The 17174-nt window shown below is 69.1% G+C and carries 17 protein-coding genes; 8 read left to right on the top strand and 9 right to left on the bottom strand.

What is annotated here, in order from left to right; all coding sequences use genetic code 11:
* Positions 1-3: 3 nt before the first annotated feature.
* Complete coding sequence (locus N2M23_RS06050) at positions 4-318, top strand: lycopene cyclase domain-containing protein (protein WP_265444063.1); 315 nt, start codon at positions 4-6, stop codon at positions 316-318.
* The gene (locus N2M23_RS06045) at positions 315-656 is read left to right on the top strand and encodes a lycopene cyclase domain-containing protein (RefSeq protein ID WP_265444062.1); all 342 of its coding nucleotides are present in this window, start codon (positions 315-317) and stop codon (positions 654-656) included. Before N2M23_RS06050 ends, N2M23_RS06045 begins: the two co-directional genes overlap by 4 nt.
* On the opposite strand, the gene N2M23_RS06040 is transcribed toward N2M23_RS06045, so the two are convergent.
* Genes N2M23_RS06040 through N2M23_RS06030 form a run of 3 tightly spaced genes read right to left on the bottom strand, consistent with a single transcriptional unit; the run spans position 595 to position 4033 of the window.
* Positions 595-1491 carry a phytoene/squalene synthase family protein gene (locus N2M23_RS06040; protein ID WP_265444061.1) on the bottom strand — a complete coding sequence of 299 codons (897 nt, stop codon included), beginning with the start codon at positions 1489-1491 and terminating at the stop codon, positions 595-597. The two genes, N2M23_RS06045 and N2M23_RS06040, sit on opposite strands and share 62 nt — an antisense overlap.
* Positions 1488-2957: a phytoene desaturase family protein gene (locus N2M23_RS06035; protein ID WP_265444059.1), complete on the bottom strand. Its 1470-nt coding sequence runs from the start codon at positions 2955-2957 to the stop codon at positions 1488-1490. Before N2M23_RS06035 ends, N2M23_RS06040 begins: the two co-directional genes overlap by 4 nt.
* Positions 2954-4033, bottom strand: a complete 1080-nt coding sequence (locus N2M23_RS06030; RefSeq protein WP_265444057.1) for a polyprenyl synthetase family protein — start codon at positions 4031-4033, stop codon at positions 2954-2956. Before N2M23_RS06030 ends, N2M23_RS06035 begins: the two co-directional genes overlap by 4 nt.
* A gap of 69 nt (positions 4034-4102) precedes the next feature.
* On the opposite strand from N2M23_RS06030, the gene metF reads away from it, so the two are divergent.
* The 3 genes from metF (at position 4103) to N2M23_RS06015 (ending at position 6198) form a co-directional block, all read left to right on the top strand.
* Positions 4103-5017: a methylenetetrahydrofolate reductase [NAD(P)H] gene (gene metF / locus N2M23_RS06025; protein WP_265444055.1), complete on the top strand. Its 915-nt coding sequence runs from the start codon at positions 4103-4105 to the stop codon at positions 5015-5017.
* Between the two features lie 158 nt (positions 5018-5175).
* Positions 5176-5655 carry an SAV_6107 family HEPN domain-containing protein gene (locus N2M23_RS06020; protein ID WP_265444053.1) on the top strand — a complete coding sequence of 160 codons (480 nt, stop codon included), beginning with the start codon at positions 5176-5178 and terminating at the stop codon, positions 5653-5655.
* Between the two features lie 96 nt (positions 5656-5751).
* A complete protein-coding gene (locus N2M23_RS06015; protein WP_265444052.1) occupies positions 5752-6198 on the top strand; it encodes a DUF3040 domain-containing protein in 447 nt (148 codons plus the stop codon).
* 11 nt (positions 6199-6209) lie between these two features.
* Here N2M23_RS06015 and N2M23_RS06010 read toward each other — a convergent pair whose 3' ends face one another.
* A complete protein-coding gene (locus tag N2M23_RS06010) occupies positions 6210-6692 on the bottom strand; it encodes a DUF456 domain-containing protein (RefSeq protein ID WP_265444050.1) in 483 nt (160 codons plus the stop codon).
* A gap of 72 nt (positions 6693-6764) precedes the next feature.
* Positions 6765-6989, bottom strand: a complete 225-nt coding sequence (locus N2M23_RS06005) for a DUF7455 domain-containing protein (protein WP_212755426.1) — start codon at positions 6987-6989, stop codon at positions 6765-6767.
* Positions 6990-7248: 259 nt separating this feature from the next.
* Here N2M23_RS06005 and N2M23_RS06000 point away from each other — a divergent pair, with 259 nt between their 5' ends.
* The 3 genes from N2M23_RS06000 to N2M23_RS05990 are packed head-to-tail and all read left to right on the top strand — an operon-like array spanning position 7249 to position 11117.
* Positions 7249-9372 carry a DNA gyrase/topoisomerase IV subunit B gene (locus tag N2M23_RS06000; RefSeq protein WP_265444048.1) on the top strand — a complete coding sequence of 708 codons (2124 nt, stop codon included), beginning with the start codon at positions 7249-7251 and terminating at the stop codon, positions 9370-9372.
* Between the two features lie 31 nt (positions 9373-9403).
* Positions 9404-10684 (top strand): hydroxyacid-oxoacid transhydrogenase, encoded by a 1281-nt coding sequence (locus N2M23_RS05995; protein WP_265444046.1) that lies wholly within the window; start codon positions 9404-9406, stop codon positions 10682-10684.
* 34 nt (positions 10685-10718) lie between these two features.
* Positions 10719-11117 carry an MmcQ/YjbR family DNA-binding protein gene (locus N2M23_RS05990; RefSeq protein ID WP_265444044.1) on the top strand — a complete coding sequence of 133 codons (399 nt, stop codon included), beginning with the start codon at positions 10719-10721 and terminating at the stop codon, positions 11115-11117.
* Positions 11118-11119: 2 nt separating this feature from the next.
* On the opposite strand, the gene N2M23_RS05985 is transcribed toward N2M23_RS05990, so the two are convergent.
* From N2M23_RS05985 to N2M23_RS05970, 4 genes are read right to left on the bottom strand one after another with little or no spacing between them, the layout of a single operon-like run.
* Entirely contained in the window at positions 11120-12409 is a 1290-nt protein-coding gene (locus N2M23_RS05985) for a guanine deaminase (RefSeq protein ID WP_265444043.1), read from the bottom strand.
* Positions 12406-13233, bottom strand: coding sequence for a xanthine dehydrogenase accessory protein XdhC (xdhC, locus tag N2M23_RS05980; RefSeq protein WP_265444042.1), 828 nt, complete (start codon positions 13231-13233; stop codon positions 12406-12408). The genes N2M23_RS05985 and xdhC overlap by 4 nt, the downstream gene beginning before the upstream one ends.
* A 3-nt stretch (positions 13234-13236) precedes the next feature.
* Complete coding sequence (gene xdhB / locus N2M23_RS05975) at positions 13237-15678, bottom strand: xanthine dehydrogenase molybdopterin binding subunit (protein ID WP_265444041.1); 2442 nt, start codon at positions 15676-15678, stop codon at positions 13237-13239.
* On the bottom strand, positions 15675-17111 hold the full coding sequence (locus N2M23_RS05970; protein WP_265444040.1) for a xanthine dehydrogenase small subunit: 1437 nt from the start codon (positions 17109-17111) through the stop codon (positions 15675-15677). The genes xdhB and N2M23_RS05970 overlap by 4 nt, the downstream gene beginning before the upstream one ends.
* Positions 17112-17174 lie beyond the last annotated feature (63 nt).

Below are 17174 nucleotides of genomic sequence, written 5' to 3'. Positions count from 1 at the left end.
GCGGTGCGGCACCTGGCCTACGCGGCGGCGCTGGTCTGCTGCCTGGCAGGGACGGTGCCTTTGGTGCCTGCCTTCGGCCTGCGCCGGATCCGGCGCGTCGGTCTGTTGCTGCTCGCGATCGCTTGTGCTGCAACGCCTTTCGTGGTCTGGGACCTGCTTGCGACCCGTGCCGGCCAATGGCACTTCGACGCAGCGCAGACGCTGCCGCCGCGGTTGCTCGGGCTGCCGCTGGAGGAGTGGGCGTTCTTCCTGGTGATCCCGTTTGCCGCGATCGCCTCCTACGAGGCGGTCGGCGTCGTGCTGCGACGGCGCCGGTGAGTTATACGCAGCTTGCGATCATCGCGGTGCCGGTGGCGCTCGCGGTGGACTTGTGGGTGTTGCGCACCCGCCTGGTGCTGACCCTGCGATGGTGGATCACCTACGCAATAGTGCTGATCGGGCAGTTCGCCACCAACGGCTGGCTCACCGGCCGACGGATCGTGACCTACGATCCGTCGGCGATCATCGGCTCGGAGCGGTCGCCGTTCATCGGGGACGGTCGGCTGTTCTGGGCGCCGGTGGAGGACCTCGGTTTCGGGTTCGCGCTGGTGCTGCTCACGCTCGTGTCGTGGACGTGGTGGAACGCCAGGGCTGCCCGCCGGACACCGCCTGACTGACCACCTGCGCCCGACGCCACGCAGGCACCACGACCCGGCCGCGGCACACCTCGAACTCGCGCCGCTCGACCTCGTGCAGGATCTCGCCGTAGAGCGCGAAAGCCGCGCGCAGACAAGGCTGCACGACCAGGTCGACGTGCTTGAGCCCGGGCGCCGCCCCGTCATACAGCTCGCGGGCGCGAGCGGTCTCGAGCGCGACGAGCCGTCGCAGTGCGGGTCCGGATCGGCCGGTCGCGACGGCGTCGCCGAGCTCGTCCTCGCTGACCCCGCAGCGCTGAAAATCCTCCAGTGGCAGGTAGATTCGGCCCAGTTGCCAGTCCTCGGCGAGGTCCCGCACGAAGTTGGTCAATTGGAACGCTTCGCCGAGCAGCGCGGCGTATGGCCCGCTCCCCGCATCGCCGCCGAGGATCGGCACGGTCATCTCGCCGATCACCGCCGCGCTGCCGCGCATGTAACGCCGCAGCTGCTCCCAGGTGGGGTAGCGGCGGGTGACCAGGTCGGCTGCCATCGAGTCGAAGAACTCCTCGAACAGCCCCGCCTCGATGCCGTATGACGAGACAGTGCGCTGCACCGCGCGCAGCACGGGATGCTGCGGCCGCGCCTCCGGCGCCAACGCCGCCAGCACCTGCGCTCGCCAGGCGGCGAGAGCGTCGGCGGCGTCCTGCCCGGGAGCCGGCCGATCGACCAGATCGTCGCTGCAGCGCGTGACGGCATACAACGCCCAGATGTGTGGGCGGCGATCGCGCGGCAGGAGACTGGTTGCCCGATAGAACGACTTGCCGTGGTGGGCGTTGATCGCCCGGCAGACCGCGTAGTCGGCAGCGAGCCGGCTCACGGCTGGGTCCGCAAGAGTCGCTCGGCGGCCAGCCGGCCGCTGATCAGCACCATCGGCACGCCGACCCCGGGCGTCGTGCCGGAGCCGGCGAGCACCACGCCCGGGCGCACCAGGTTGGGCTGGCGGAACGGCCCGCTCTGGCCGAAGGTGTGCGCCGCCGAGAACGGCGTGCCCCAGGGCAGCCCGCGTGCCGCCCAGTCGGCGGGGGTGATCAGCTGCTCGCCGACCAAACGGTCGATGGGATATCCCGCTGCGGTCAGCCGCCGGAGAAGGTGGTCGCGATAGACGGGTCGTAAACGTTGCCAGTCGATTTCGGCTCCACGACCATGCTGGGCGGGCGCGGGGAAGAGGGCGTAGAGCACGTCGCCGCCGGCCGGCGCCATACCCGGGTCGGTGCGGGTTGGCACCGACACCAGGAAGGAGGGGTCGCGCATGAGTCGACCGCTGGTGATGTCGTCGAGGGCGCCGCGAAAGCTCCCGCCGAAGTGGATGTGGTGGTGCCCGGTGCCTGGCAACCCGTCTGGCACCCCCGCGGCGAGGAGCACGCAACTCGGCGCCGGCGTGCTGTTGCGCGGTGCGCGGTGGTCTCCGAGAAGCGCCGCGGCAGAAGGCGGTTCGCAGGTGAGCACCACTGCGTCGGCGTCGAGGACACCGGTCGCGGTGGTGATCCGCTGCGTCGGACCGGCGGTGCGCACAGCAGTCACGCGTTCGCCCAGCCGGAGTTGCACACCGTGCGCCACCGCGACCTGCGCCATCGTTCGTGCCAGCGCGTGCATGCCGCCCACCAGATAGCTCACGCCGTGCACCAGGTCCATGGCGCTCACCACCGCGAACATGCCGCGCGCCCGGTGCGGTGGCACCCCGACATACAACGCCTGGAAGCTGAACGCCTGCTGCAGCCGGGGGTCGGTGAAGAACGACGCGACCAGTCGGTCCAGCCGGCCGAACCCGCGCAGTGCGGTGAGACGAAGCAAGGCCGGGCTGATCAGCGAGCCCACGCCGTCCAGGTTGCGGTCGATGAAGTGCGGGAACTCCACATCGTAGAGCCGCTCCACGTGCCGCACGAACCGCTCGTAGCCGCGGGCCTCCCGCGGGCCGGCGAAGTCCCCGATCACCTGCCGCATCCGAGCCGGATCGGCGTACATCGGCAGGCAGGTGCCGTCCGGGAAGTGTGCGATGTATGCCGGATCGACCGGTCGGAGCTCCAGATGATCGGCCAGGTTTTCGCCGACGGCGGCGAAAGCCGCTGCCACGTGGGCAGTTTCGGTGAGCACCGTCGGACCGGTGTCGAGGGTGAACCCGTCGGCCACCACCTCAGGGCTTCTGCCGCCCACCTGGTCGGCCGCCTCGACCAGCGTGACCTCGACACCCCTTCCGCGCAGGTGCAATGCGGCCGACAGCCCGGCCAGGCCGGCACCGACAACGACCGTATGACGCGGCGTGCGGTGCCCGGCGGCGTGCCTCACGACGAACGGGCGGTGGAGATCTCGATCAGGTCCAGCAGCGCGTCCCTGCCCTCGTCGGTGAGTTGCGCGTCGTCCAGGGCACGGCGAGCGGCATCCGCCTGGCTGGTGATGAGCTTCTCCGTCTGGTCGACCGCGCCGGTCCGGACGCACAGGTCACGCATCCACTGCACGTCCTCGGCGGACACGTCCGGCCGTCCGAAAACCGTTGCAAATCGCCGGAGTTGATCGTCGGTCGCGGCCTCCAACGCGTAGGCGACCAGTACGGTGCGCTTGCCTTCGCGCAGGTCGTCCCCCGCGGGCTTGCCGGTCTCCTCCGGGTCGCCGAAAACGCCGAGCAGGTCGTCACGCAGCTGAAACGCCTCACCGAGCGCCAGCCCGTAGGCGGACAGCGCGTCGAGCGTGCGCTCGTCGGCGCCGGCGCAGGATGCGCCGATCAACAGCGGCTGCTCCACCGTGTACTTCGCGCTCTTGAAGCGGATCACCTTGCGGGCCCTGGCGATTCGCTGATCGGTGGGCACTCCCTGCCAGGTCTGCGCGGCTTCGACCACGTCGAGGTATTGGCCGCCCATGAGCTGGGTGCGCATGGTGTCGAAGACCGCGCGCCCACGCAGCAGCTCCGCCTGAGGCAGGCCGCTGGTCGTGTAGATCTCGTCGGTCCAGTTGAGGCACAGATCGCCGGCCAGGATCGCACCGGCCTCCCCGAAGCGGCCGGAGTCCCCGGCGAGCGAGCGCTGTTGGTGCGCGGCGGCGAGACGTCGATGGGCTGCCGGCATACCGCGCCGGACATCCGAGTCGTCCATGACGTCGTCGTGCAGCAACGCAGCGGCCTGGAAGACCTCGAGCGAGGTGGCCGCCCGGACGAGGGCGTCGCTGTCGGATCCGCCCGCCGCGCGGTAGCCCCAGTAAAGGAACCCCGCGCGCAACCGTTTGCCGCCGCTCAGCAGGTCGAAGACCGCATCGAGCAGGTCGGTCATGTCCGGGCCGAGGGGAGCGAGCACGTCGTGCTGGTGCTGTCTCTCACGGTCGAGTGCGTGTTGCACCCGCGCTCGCAGGTCGGCGAGATCGGCGGAGGGCAAAGGGGTCGGTCCTTCCGAAGGGTGGTCGGGATGAGCCTAATTGGCCCAGCTGTCCTTACAATCACCGGCATGACGCCGCGCCCCGACGGTCCGTCCTTCGGCCGCAACTCCATCCCGCAACTGCTGGCCGACGACGGCCCCAGCTTCAGCTTTGAGTTCATGCCGCCGCGCACGGAGAAGGCCGAGGCACTGCTGTGGAATTCGGTGCGCCGGATCGAGCAGGTGAACCCGACCTTCATCTCCGTCACGTATGGCGCAGGCGGCTCCACCCGTGACCGCACCGTGCGGATCACCGGTCGCATCGAGCAGGAGACAACGCTCACCACGATGGCGCACCTGACCTGCGTCGGCTCCTCGGTCGCCGAGCTGCGGCAGATCGTGGGGGAGTACGCCTCGGTCGGCGTCACCAACGTGCTGGCGCTGCGGGGCGACCCACCCGGCGGGCCGGCCGGCGAATGGGTGGCTCACCCCGAAGGTCTCGACCATGCCGACAAGCTGGTGTCGTTGGTGCGGTCACTCGGCGACTTCACCGTCGGCGTCGCCGCCTTCCCGGACAAGCACCCGGAGTCCAACGACCTGACGGCCGACGCCGACACCCTGGTCCGCAAGGCAGAGGCCGGCGCCTCGTTCGCGATCACCCAGATGATCACCGATGTCGATGCCTACCTGCGTCTGCGTGACCTGGTGGCGGCGCGCGGTTGCGACCTGCCGATCATTCCGGGCCTGCTGCCGGTGACGGCTGCCGGACAACTGCAGCGGCTCACCGAGCTCAACGGGCAACCGCTCGCGGCCGACGTCGTCGCCCGCATCGACGCGGTCAGCGACGACGCGGACGCCGTCCGCCGCGAGGGCATCGCGATCTGCACCGAGCACTCCGAGCGGCTGTTGCGCGAAGGTGCCCCGGGCCTGCACTTCATCACGATGAACAAGTCGACCGCGACGCTCGAGGTCTTCGACAACCTGCGGCAGCACAGCCTGGTCTGAGCGACCGGGCCGCCGTGGCCGTGCCTGCCGTGGCCGGGCCTGCCGTGGTTGGGCGCGCCGTCATACCTGCCCGGTGTCGGTGCGGTCGGCTACCTTCTCGAATCGAACAAATGTTCGTGAGAATTGTCGTCCCGGCAAGGACTTTCGAGGAGACCAGCATGCGCCGTTCCGCCCGTCCCACCGCTCCGACCGCCGTCGCAGGTGCCGTGCTCGATCTGGTCGAGCGCACTCGCACCGGCTTGCTGCAGGCCTGCCACGCGACCCGCGCCGACGAACGCTACCGGCTCGCGCACCTGGCGGCGTTGCGTGCCGCCGCGGCCGTGCTGGCGGCCGATGCGCGCCGTTCCGCCGGCTCGCGGCCGCGCAACGTGTGGTCGGTGCTGCCGGCCGTGGCACCGGAGCTGTCCGAGTGGGCGGCCTTCTTCGAGGGCAGCGCGGCACGGCGACAATTGCTCGAACGCGGTGCCGCAGAGGTCAGCACCCGCGAGGCCGACGACCTGGTGCGTCAGGTCGAGACCTTCTTGGAGTTGGTCCTCACGCACCTCGGCCTGCCGATGATGGAGTCCTTCACCGCCTGCGTGGCGCCGGTGCCAAATGTTTCCGGCGTTGGCTACCCACGGGTGTCCGAAGCTGTTTAGGCTTTGCCCAATCGGTGGGTGACTACCGCTTGGTAGCAGGGCGAACTATCCTTGGAAAGAAGAACTGCCGGATCGATCCGACAGACCGGTCGCCGCGTGGCGGTGATCGCGCGACATTGGGAGGTCAACGTGCCGCTCTCGGAGCACGAGCAACGGCTGCTCGATCAAATGGAGCAGGCGCTCAAGGTGGAGGACCCCAAATTCGCCTCGCACATGGTGGCTCATCCGGGCCGCAGCAAGCTGCGACGTCGCATCGCCATCGGTGTGGTGGGTGTGCTGGCGGGGCTCGCACTGGTGCTCGTCGGCGTCACCATCACCCAGATCTGGCTGGGTGTCGTCGGCTTCGCAGTGATGGTCGCCGCCGGCGCTTACGCCTTCGCCCCGGGCAAGAGCCGCGAATTCGGCACGGTGCAGGACGACGGCTCGATCGTCGCCGCCTCCGGCAACAAGTCCCGCGGGCGCGGGACCACCGCTGCCCACGGCGGCAGTTTCATGGAACGCCTTGAGCAGCGCTGGGACAAGCGCAAGGGTGAGGGCTGGTAAGCCAAGTTCACTCACCGGGTGAGTAGCAACCCCGCCACCCAGATCCACGACACCAACACCGCAGCGGCCAGTTCGATGCCGATGCTGGTCAGCACCGCCTTCACCGCGGCCTTGGTGGCCGCCCAGGCCCGGCCCGGGTTGCGCAGTCGCACCTGCTCGGCCAGGTAGACCCCGACCACGAAGCCGACGAACAGCCCGACATACGGGATCACGAAGAAGCCGACCACGGCACCGACCAGGCCCGCGAGCTTGGCCAGCCCGGGCACGCCGGCCTCCTTCAGCCGCCGGTTCGGCACGGTGTATTGCACCACCCAGCCGACCGCCGCCACCGCCACACACACCCCGAAGACCGTCCACGAGGTGGCGCTGCCCACGTGCCAGGCCCACAGCAGCACGCCGGCGAGGCACAGCAGCAGACCCGGCAGCACCGGCACGATCAGGCCGAGGATGCCGACGACGATCATGGCGCCGGCGACGACGGTGACGGGATCCATGGCCGTCAGAGTATGCCGAAGGCGGCGCACCCAGCTGGGTGCGCCGCCTTCGGCGTGGTCGGGAAAAGTCGGTCAGGCGTCGACGACCGTCGGCTCCGCCTGGAGTCGGTCGGTCTCGTCGATGACCTCTTCGGCGATCTCACGCAGCTTGTCGATGTGCTCGCGGCCGTGGTGGGCGCAGAAGAGCAGGTCCTGGTCGGAGCTGAGTCGCGCACGGATGAAGGCCTGCGCACCGCAGCGGTCGCAGCGATCGGATGTGGTCAATGTCGGGGCAAGGGCTGTGGTCACGGTAATCATCCTCTCGTTGCGGTTTCGGGCTCGCACCCGATCCCGTCGTCGAAGTGGTCAACAGTCAATCATGCGAAGGGATTCCCGTCGTGCACATTCTCGCTGTGTGGCCTGCTTCACAGGGTTTCACCCCCTACGACGACCGGGTATGACGGGACGTTCCCGCCATACGGTGGCGCCTGCGGGCAGTTGTCCGACGCGCCGGTTACCCTTCGATCGAGCCAAGCGTGAGGCGGGCCGCTCACCCGCGCGATGAGGAGTTCCATCTGTGACCGCCAGCCCGTCGACGACGACCGAGAGCGAATACACCGCCCGGCACCTGCAGGTTCTCGAAGGTCTCGAGGCCGTCCGCAAGCGACCGGGCATGTATATCGGCTCCACGGACTCCCGAGGGCTGATGCATTGCGTCTGGGAGATCATCGACAACGCGGTCGACGAGGCACTCGCCGACCGCGGCGACCACGTCCTGGTCACCCTGCACGCCGACGGATCGGTCTCGATCGCCGACCGCGGCGCCGGCATCCCCGTCGACATCGAGCCGCGCACCGGCCTGACCGGTGTCGAGGTGGTCTTCACCAAGCTGCACGCCGGCGGCAAGTTCGGCGGCGGGTCCTATGCCGCCTCCGGCGGACTGCACGGCGTCGGCGCATCGGTCGTCAACGCCGTCTCCAGCCGACTCGATGTCGAGGTCGACCGCGGCGGCAAGACCTATGCGATGAGCTTCCGTCGTGGTGAGCCCGGCATCTTCGACGACGGCTCGGCCGGGCCGTCGCCCGACTCGCCGTTCCAGCCGTTCACCGCGGGCAGCGAGCTGCGTGTGGTCGGCAAGGCCAAGCGCGGCGTCACCGGCACCCGCATCCGGTTCTGGACCGACCCGCAGATCTTCCTGCGCGATGCCCGGCTCGACTACGACAGCCTGATCGCCCGCGCCCGGCAGACGTCTTTCCTGATCCCCGGCCTGACGATCGTGGTGCGCGACGAGCGAGGTCTGCCGGACACGCCCGGCGCCGACGGCCCGGTCGAGGAGGTCTTCCGGCACGACGGCGGCATCTCGGAGTTCACCGAGTTCCTGGCGCCCGACCCGGCACTGACCGACGTATGGCGCCTCCAGGGTGAGGCCACCTTCACCGAGACCGTGCCCGTGCTGGACGCACAAGGGCACATGACACCGACGGAGGTGGAGCGCCTTTGCGGCGTCGACGTCGCGGTGCGCTGGGGGACCGGCTACGACACCAGGCTCAAGTCGTTCGTCAACGTCATCGACACCCCCAAGGGCGGCACGCACGTCGCCGGCTTCGAGCAGTCGCTGCTCAAGGTCTTCCGCAAGCAGCTCGAGGTCAACTCGCGCCGCCTCAAGGTGGGTAACGACAAGGTCGAGAAGGACGACATCCTCGCCGGCCTGACCGCGGTGGTCACTGTGCGGCTGGCCGAGCCGCAGTTCGAGGGCCAGACCAAGGAGGTGCTCGGCACCTCGGCGGTCCGGCAGATCGTCAGCAAGGTGATCGAGCGCGAGCTGACGGCGCGGCTGACCTCGACCAAGCGCGACGACAAGGCGCAGTCCGCGCTGGTGCAGGAGAAGGTCGTCGCCGAGATGAAGTCGCGCATCAGCGCGCGGCTGCACAAGGAGACCCAGCGCCGCAAGACCGCCCTGGAGTCGTCGTCGCTGCCCGGCAAGCTCAAGGACTGCCGGTCCACCGACACCGGCCGCTCCGAGTTGTTCATCGTCGAGGGCGACAGCGCCCTCGGCACCGGCATGGCGGCGCGCAACTCCGAGTATCAGGCGTTGCTGCCGATCCGCGGCAAGATCCTCAACGTGCAGAAGGCGTCGGTCGGCGACATGCTCAAGAACGCCGAGTGCGCCGCGATCATCCAGGTGGTCGGCGCGGGGTCGGGTCGTTCGTTCGACGTCGATGCCGCTCGCTACGGCAAGGTCATCCTGATGACCGACGCCGACGTGGACGGCGCGCACATCCGCACCCTGCTGCTGACGCTGTTCTTCCGCTACATGCGGCCGCTGGTCGAGGCCGGCCGCGTCTACGCCGCAGTGCCGCCGCTGCACCGGATCGAGACCAGTGCGCAGGGCAAGGCCAAGGGTGAGGTGGTCTACACCTACTCCGAGCAGGAGATGCGTGAGGTGACCGCGCGATTCGAGCGCAAGGGCAAACATCTCAAGCAGCCACAGCGCTACAAGGGCCTCGGCGAGATGGACGCCGGTCAGCTGGCCGAGACCACGATGGACCCGGCCCGCCGGATGCTGCGACGGGTGACCCTCAAGGACGCCGAGAACGCCGAGCGGGTCTTCGACCTGCTGATGGGCAGCGAGGTGGCTCCCCGTAAGGACTTCATCGTCGACTCCGCGCAGGCGCTCGACCGCGAACGCATCGACGCCTGATCGAACACTCACCCACGAAGGGACCCGGCACATGGCGCAGCAACAGGAGACGATCTTCACCTGGGGAGCCCCGCCGTTGAAGTTCGGCCTCGGCGCGTGCGACGAGATCGGCTTCGATCTCGCGCAGTACGGCGTCTCCCGGGTGCTGATCATCACCGACGCCGGCGTCGCGGGGAGCGGGGTGCCGCACCGCATCGCCGACGCGATGCGCCGCTACGACATCGTGGCAGAGATCTTCGACGGCGTGCACGTCGAACCGACCGACGACTCGATGAACAAGGCCATTGAGTATGCCGCCGCGCAGGGCCCGTGGGACGGCTTCGTCGCGGTCGGCGGCGGGTCCGCGATCGACACCGCCAAGGCGGTCAACCTGCTGACCACCTTCCCGGGCGAGCTGACCGACTACCTCAACGCGCCGGTCGGCCGGGCACAGGTGCCGCCGGGCGCGCTGAAGCCACTGATCGCGGTGCCGACGACCGCGGGCACCGGCTCGGAGAGCACCGCGATGTGCGTGCTCGACGTGCTGTCGATGAAGGTCAAGACCGGCATCAGCCACTGGCGGCTGCGGCCGACGATGGCGGTCGTCGACCCGGCGCTGACGATGACCCTGCCGCCGGAGGTGACCGCGGCCGCGGGCATGGACATCGTCTGCCACGCAGCCGAGTCCTACACCGCGAAGGTCTTTTCGTCATACGAGAAGAAGAAGCCGGAGCAGCGGGTCACCTACTGCGGCGCCAACCCCGTCTCGGACGTGTGGTGCGAGCAGGCGCTGACGCTGCTCGCCCGGGCATTCCGGCGGGCCGTCGCGGACGGCGCCGACGACCAGCAGGCGCGGGTCGACATGATGCAGGCGGCGACGTTCGCGGGCATGGGTTTCGGCAATGCCGGCGTGCACATCCCGCACGCCAACGCCTACCCGATAGCCGGGCGGGTCAAGGACTTCCGTCCGTCCGGCTATCCCGGCGACGAGCCGATCGTGCCGCACGGCATGGCGGTCTCGCTGACCGCGCCCGAGGCGTTCCGCTTCTCCTTCGAGGCTGCCCCGGAACGCCACCTGCGGGTCGCGGAGTTGCTCGGGCCGGACGATGCGAAGCAGAGCGATCCGCGCGAGCAGCTGCCGGCGGTGCTGACCCGGTTGATGCGAGACATCGGCATCCCCAACGGCATTGGCGCGGTGGGCTTCTCGGAGGCCGACGTGCCCGACCTGGTGCCCGGCACCATGAAGCAGCAGCGGTTGCTCAGCACGTGCGCCAAGACGCCCACCGAGGACGACATCGCCGGCATCCTGACCCGGTCGATCAACAACTGGTGATCCAGCCGCAAGTGTACGCGTACACTTGCCTGGTATGGCGACCTGGGATGACGTGCGGGAGATCGTGGGCGGGCTGCCCGAGGTGGAGCAACGTCCGGCCTGGGGCAACACCATGTGGCGGGTCAGGGGCAAGGGCTTCGTGTGGGAGCGCCCGTTAGGCAAGAAGGACCGCGCCGACCTCGGCGACCACGCACCCGACGGTCAGATCCTTGGGGTGCGCGTCGCGGACGAAGGCGTGAAACACGCTCTCATCGCTGACGATCCGGCAATCTACTTCACCATCCCGCACTTTAACGGTTACAACGCCGTCCTGGTGCAACTGGACCGCATCGAAGTCGACGAGCTCACCGAGCTGATCACCGACGCCTGGTTGCTCAAGGCTCCCCGACGACTGGCCGCGGCATACCTGGCCGAGCACGGGCCGGCCGACTGACGTCAGCCCGCTCGTTGCAGGTCGATCGAGGCACCGTCGATCCAGACCTGATGCACGTCGGCCGACGTGCCGAGCGCGAAGATCTTGGCCAGTGCGTCATCGGCGTCTGCCGCGTTGCGCAGTGCGGTGTCGAGTGTGGTGCCTTCGGCCGGGCGGACCCAGACCGCGTCGAACCGTTTGCCGACGGTGAAGTCGCCGACGTCGGGCAAGCCGAGCAGGTCCGCACCGGCCGCGGTCGCCAGATGCAGCAGGTGTGCCGAGGTCAGTGGCACCCCGTCCGTACCCAGCAGTTGCTGGGCGAAGTAGGCCTGCAAACCCTCCTTGAACAACGCGAAACCGGTGCCGGCGCCGACGTCGGTGCCGAGCGCCACCCGGACGTCGTGCGTGAGGTGCCGGCGCAACGGGAAGAGCCCGCTGCCGAGCGCGGCATTGCTGGTCGGGCAGTGTGCGACTCCGGCGCGGGCCCGGCCGAGTCCGGCGAGCTCGGAGTCGCTGACGTGCACGTTGTGCGCGAACACGCTCCGTGGGCCGACCAGCCCGTGCCGGGCGTAGCTGCCGAGATAATCGGTCTCGAAAAGCCCTGTCACCTGGGCAATTTCGGCGACGTTCTCGTTGATGTGCGAGGTGAACAGCACGCTGTCGAGGTCGGCGAGTATCCGGCCGCACACGGCGAGCAGCTCGTCGGTGCAGGACAACGAGAAGCGTGGCGTCACGGCATACCTCATGCGGCCATTGCCGTGCCACCGCTTCGCTAGTGCCCGCGAGTCGCGGTCGGCCTGCTCGGGGGTGGTCAGCAGGTCGTCACGCAGGATCCGGTCGCTGAGCACCAGGCCCGCGGTGACGCGCGGCCCGACACGCGCGGCTTCGGCGAAGAGTGCGTCGACCGCCGCCGGGAAGTGCGAGCCAAACACCAGCGCACTGGTCGTGCCCGCCTGGGTGAGTGAGCGGACGAAGTCGTGCGCGACCCCTTCGGCGTACGACGGGTCGGCAAGGCGGGCTTCTTCCGGGAGGGCGCAGTGCTCCAGCCAGTCCAGGAGCGGCATGCCGAGACCGCCGATGACGCGCACCTGTGGGTAATGCACGTGGGTGTCGATGAGCCCGGGGATGAGCACTCCCGAGTCGAGCGTGACCACGTCGTCGTCCGGGTGCGCCGAGCGCACCTGGGCGTATGGCCCAAAACCATCGATGCGGCCGTCGCGCACGAGCACCGCCCCGTCGGCCTCCACCCGCAGTGCACCGCCGGTGAATGGGTTCTTCGGAGTGTCCAGGATCTGTCCCTGATAGATCGTCATCGGACCCGCCCTTCGGCGGGGTTCTTCGCCAGGATGTGCACGAGCAGCTCTGAGGCAACCGAAAACGCAACGATGGCAGGTGCTTTGCCGGCAATCTGTGGATCGCCGATGGGAGTGCGGATCCGGTCGATCTGCTGCTCGGAGTGCCCCTCCTCGCGAAGCCGCTGCTGGAAGCGCCGATGCTTGGCGCTCGAGCCGATCATGCCGATGCTGGCCAGGTGCCCGCACCGCAGGGCGGCATCGCAGAGCGCGGCGTCCTCGGCGTGGTCGTGCGTCATGATCAGCACGTGACAGCCGTGCGGCAGCTCGCCTAGAGTCACCTCGGGCACGGGGGAGTGGTGCCATACGAGGTCGGCGACCGGTGGGTCCCGCAGCTCGGCGCCGGCGTCCTGCAGCAGTTGCTCACGAGAGTCGATCAGGTGCAACCGCAACGGATGCCGACTGAGCAGCCGCGCCAGCTCCACGCCGACGTGCCCCATGCCGAAGATCGCAACGGCGGCGGGTGCCGGCAGGACCTCCAGCAACAGGTCGACGGTGCCGCCGCAGCACTGCGTGCCATGGGTGTTCTCGGCGTGCTCGTTGAGTTCGGCGTGCAGCGAGCTCACCTGCGCTGCCGGGTCCGCGTCGAGCAACAGCTCACGCGCCCGGTCGATCGCCGTCGCCTCGAGGTTTCCTCCGCCCACAGTGCCCCACGTCGTGCTGCGCGAGACCACGAGTTTTGCCCCGGGCGCCTGTGGTGCGTGTCCCCGCACAGCGGTCACCGTGACGAGCACAACGGGTTCACCACGACGATGTGAGTCTTCGATCGCGTGTGTCCACAACATGATTCAGACACCCGCGTCAGCTGCGAGTCGCTCGGACTCGGGGTGCATGTGCGGTGCGTCGGCCGGCGGCTGCGGTGGGAGGGTCGTCTCGCCGACAAGCAGGTCGTCGCCGAACGCGCCGGTCCGCGCCGCCTCGATGGCCCAGAAGACCGCCTCCGGTGTCGCCGGCATCGCGAGCGGCACGCTGGTGCCGGGCCGCCCGAACTCCGCTGCCGCCTGACGCAGGGCCTCGCGCACCGAGAACGCCAGCATCAGCGGCGGCTCGCCAACTGCCTTGGACCCGTAGACCGCGCCCTCCTCCTCGGCCTGCTCCAGCAGGGCGACCCGGAAGTCCGGCGGCATCTCCGAAAAGCTCGGCAGCTTGTAGGTGCTCGCCGCCTGGGTCTGCAACCGGCCGCGGGTGGGCCGGTCGCTCTCGTCCCAGACGAGCTCCTCGAGCGTCAGCCAGCCCGCCCCCTGGACGAACCCGCCCTCGATCTGCCCGATGTCGACCAGCGGCGAGAGGCTGTCACCGACGTCGTGCACGATGTCGACGCGCCGGGTCCGATAGGCCCCGGTGAAGCCGTCCACCTCGACCTCGGTCGCGGCGACGCCGTGCGCGAAGTATTTGAACGGACAACCCCGCATCGCAGCGGAGTCCCAGTGCAGGCCCTCTGTGCGGTAGTAACCGGCCGCGGACAGCTGGACCCGCTGGAAGTAGGCGCGCTGCACCAGATCGGTCCAGGCCAGCGGGTCCGCATTGCTCCCGATGGCGCTCACCCGCCCGGCCTCGATGCGCACGTCGGACGGGTGCACGCCGAAGTGCTGCGAGGCGACGGTCGCCAGCCGCTCACGCAGCTGCTCGCAGGCGTTCTTGACTGCGCCGCCATTGAGGTCGGCACCCGAACTCGCAGCGGTGGCAGAGGTGTTCGGCACCTTGTCGGTGCGGGTGGGGGCAAGCCGGACGGTTGACAGTGGCACGCCGAGCGCGGTTGCCGCGACTTGCAACATCTTGGTGTGCAGGCCTTGGCCCATCTCTGTGCCGCCGTGGTTGATCAGCACCGAGCCGTCCTTGTAGATCAGCACGAGCGCCCCGCCCTGGTTGAAGGCGGTGAGGTTGAAGGAGATGCCGAACTTCACCGGCGTGATCGCCAGCGCACGTTTGCGGTCCGAATGGGTGCGGTTGAACTCCGCGATCTCCGCACGGCGCCGCTCCAGGTCGCCGGACTCGGTGAGTTGACCCCATGCGCGGTGCAGCCGGTCGGCCTGCTCGACCGGCTGACCGTATGGCGTCTCCTGGTCCTTCTGGTAGAGGTTGCGGTGCCGCAGCTCGGCGGCGTCGATGCCGAGCAGCGGAGCGCAACGGCCGAGAATGTCCTCGATCACCGCCATGCCCTGTGGTCCGCCGAAGCCGCGGAACGCAGTCTGAGAAGTCTTGTTGGACTTGGCGATCCGGCCGTTCACCCGCACGTTCGGGATGTAGTAGGAGTTCTCGATGTGACACAGGGCGCGGGCCAGCACCGGCTCGGACAGGTCAAGACTCCAGCCGCCGTCGGCGGTGATCGTCGTGTCGAGAGCCACCAGCCGGTTGTCGTCGTCGAAGGCAACTCGCCAGTCGGAGTGGAACCCGTGCCGCTTTCCGGTCATCGTCATGTCGAGCGTCCGGTTGAGCCGCAGCCGCACCGGTCGGCCGGTGAGTGTCGCGCCGAGCGCAGCGATCGCGGCGAGGCCGTGCGGTTGCATCTCCTTGCCGCCGAAGCCGCCGCCCATCCGCAGGCACTGCACGGTCACCTCGTGCGAGGCGAGACCGAGCACGTGAGCGACGATCTCCTGGGTCTCGCTGGGGTGCTGGGTGCTGCTCTGCACGAAGATCTGCTGATTCTCGTCGACCAGCGCGAGGGCGCAGTGTGTTTCCAGGTAAAAGTGCTCCTGGCCCTTGAACTCGAACTCGCCACTGAAAACCATGGTGGCAGAGTCGAACCCGGCCTCGATGTCACCGCGTTCGAGGGTCGGTTGAGCGCCCTGGAAGCTGCCGGCGGCAATCGCTTCGCGCACGGTCACGAGTGCGGGCAACGGCGCGTAGTCGACCTCGACAGCCGCAGCGCCGGCTCGTGCGGCCTCCAGGGTCTCGGCGAGCACCCAGCAGATCGCGTGCCCGACATACATCGCCTCGGTCGGGAACAACGGCTCGTCGTGCTTCACCCCGGCGTCGTTCACCCCGGGCACGTCGTCGGCGGTCAGGACGCGCACCACACCGGGTGTCGCGAGGGCGTCGTCCAGCCGTAGGCCGGTGACATGTGCGTGCGCGTGCGGCGACTGCACCGGCCACGCGTGCAGCACGTCGCGGGTGCGTTGGACGAGATCGTCGGTATACAGCGCACGGCCAGTCACGTGCAGGCTGGCCGCCTCATGCGGAATTGCTTGGCCGACAACGGGATTGGCCGGGCGCTGGGACAGGTTGCTCATCGGGCCGTCTCCTCCTGCTCGAACTGCGCGAAGAACTTCGGCAGGCTGGTGGCGAGCATCGCTCGCCGGTAGTCACTGCTCGCCCGGTGATCGGCCATCGGTGTCCCCTCAGCCGCGAGGGTGCGGGCAGCGGTTTGCACGGTCTCTGCGGTCCAGGGTGCGCCGACCAGGGCAGCTTCGGTAGTGCGCGCGCGCAGGGGCGTGGCGGCCACTCCGCCGAGCCCGATCGCCGCCCGCGAGACGACTCCGTCCTCGATGTCGATGGCGAAGGCGACGGCGACGCTGGAGATGTCGTCGAAGCGGCGTTTGGCGATCTTGTGGAACGCGGTGTGTGGTGCGAGCGGCAGCGGGACACGCAGCGCGGTGATGATCTCGTCGGCTGCGCGCACCGACTGCCGGTAGCCGGTGAAGTAATCGGCCAACGGAACGGCCCGCTCGCCGTTCTGTCCGGTCAGCACCACCTCGGCCTCCAGCGCGAGCAGGACAGGCGGGCTGTCACCGATGGGGGATCCCGTGCCGAGGTTGCCACCGAGGGTTGCGCCGTTGCGGATGAGGCGGGAGGCGAACTGCGGAAACAGCTTGGCCAGCAACGGGATCCGACCGTCGAGGCCACGCTCGATCTCGGACAGCGTCAGCGCGGCACCGATCGTCACGACCTGGTCGCCCACCGTGAGGCCGCGCAGCTCCGCCAATCGGTCGATCGCAATGAGGCGCGGTGCACGGGCCCGCATCAGGTTGACGCTGACACCCCAGTCGGTGGCGCCGGCGACCAGCTGTGCGTCGGGGGTCTCGCCGAGCAGTTTGACCGCTTCGCCGAGCGACTGCGGGCGGACGAACTCGGCGCCTGCGGCCGTGACCCGGGTCGCGACGGCGGGCGGTGTCGGCTCTGCCTGGCGGGCGGCGAACTCGTCGTCGGCTGCGGGGGAGTCGAGTGCGTAGGCCGCGTCGCGGATGGGCCGGTAGCCGGTGCACCGGCAGAGGTTGCCGCTGAGCGCGTGCAGGTCGAAGCCGTTGGGCCCGTGCTCGCCGTCGTCCCCCGCGGCCGGTGCCGGGTCGGCGTGACGGTCCTCGCGGTAATACTCTGCCGCCATACTGCACACGAAACCCGGTGTGCAGTAACCGCATTGGGATCCGCCGCGGACAGCCATCTCCTGCTGCACCGGGTGCAGGTCGTCCGGCGTGCCGAGACCCTCGGAGGTCACCACGTCCTGGCCGTCGAGTGACAGCGCCGGGATCAGGCACGCGTTGATCGCCGTCCAGGTCGAGCGGTTGCCGCTCGGGCGTCGTACCAGGACCGAGCACGCGCCGCACTCACCTTCGGCGCAGCCCTCCTTCGCGCCGGTGAGGCCGCGTGAGCGCAACCAGTCGAGCGCATTGGTGTGCGGGTCGGCATCGTCGAGCGGGGCGGGGACGCCGTTGAGGTTCACCGGCATGCGGGGTCCACCTTCCAGCTGTCGTGCGGTGTCGCCACCGCGTTCGTCAATCGTATTGCGCAC

Origin of the sequence: Flexivirga meconopsidis, assembly GCF_026162425.1 — a bacterium.
Lineage (GTDB): Bacteria > Actinomycetota > Actinomycetes > Actinomycetales > Dermatophilaceae > Flexivirga > Flexivirga meconopsidis.
This window is presented reverse-complemented; position numbering and strand designations above follow the sequence as displayed.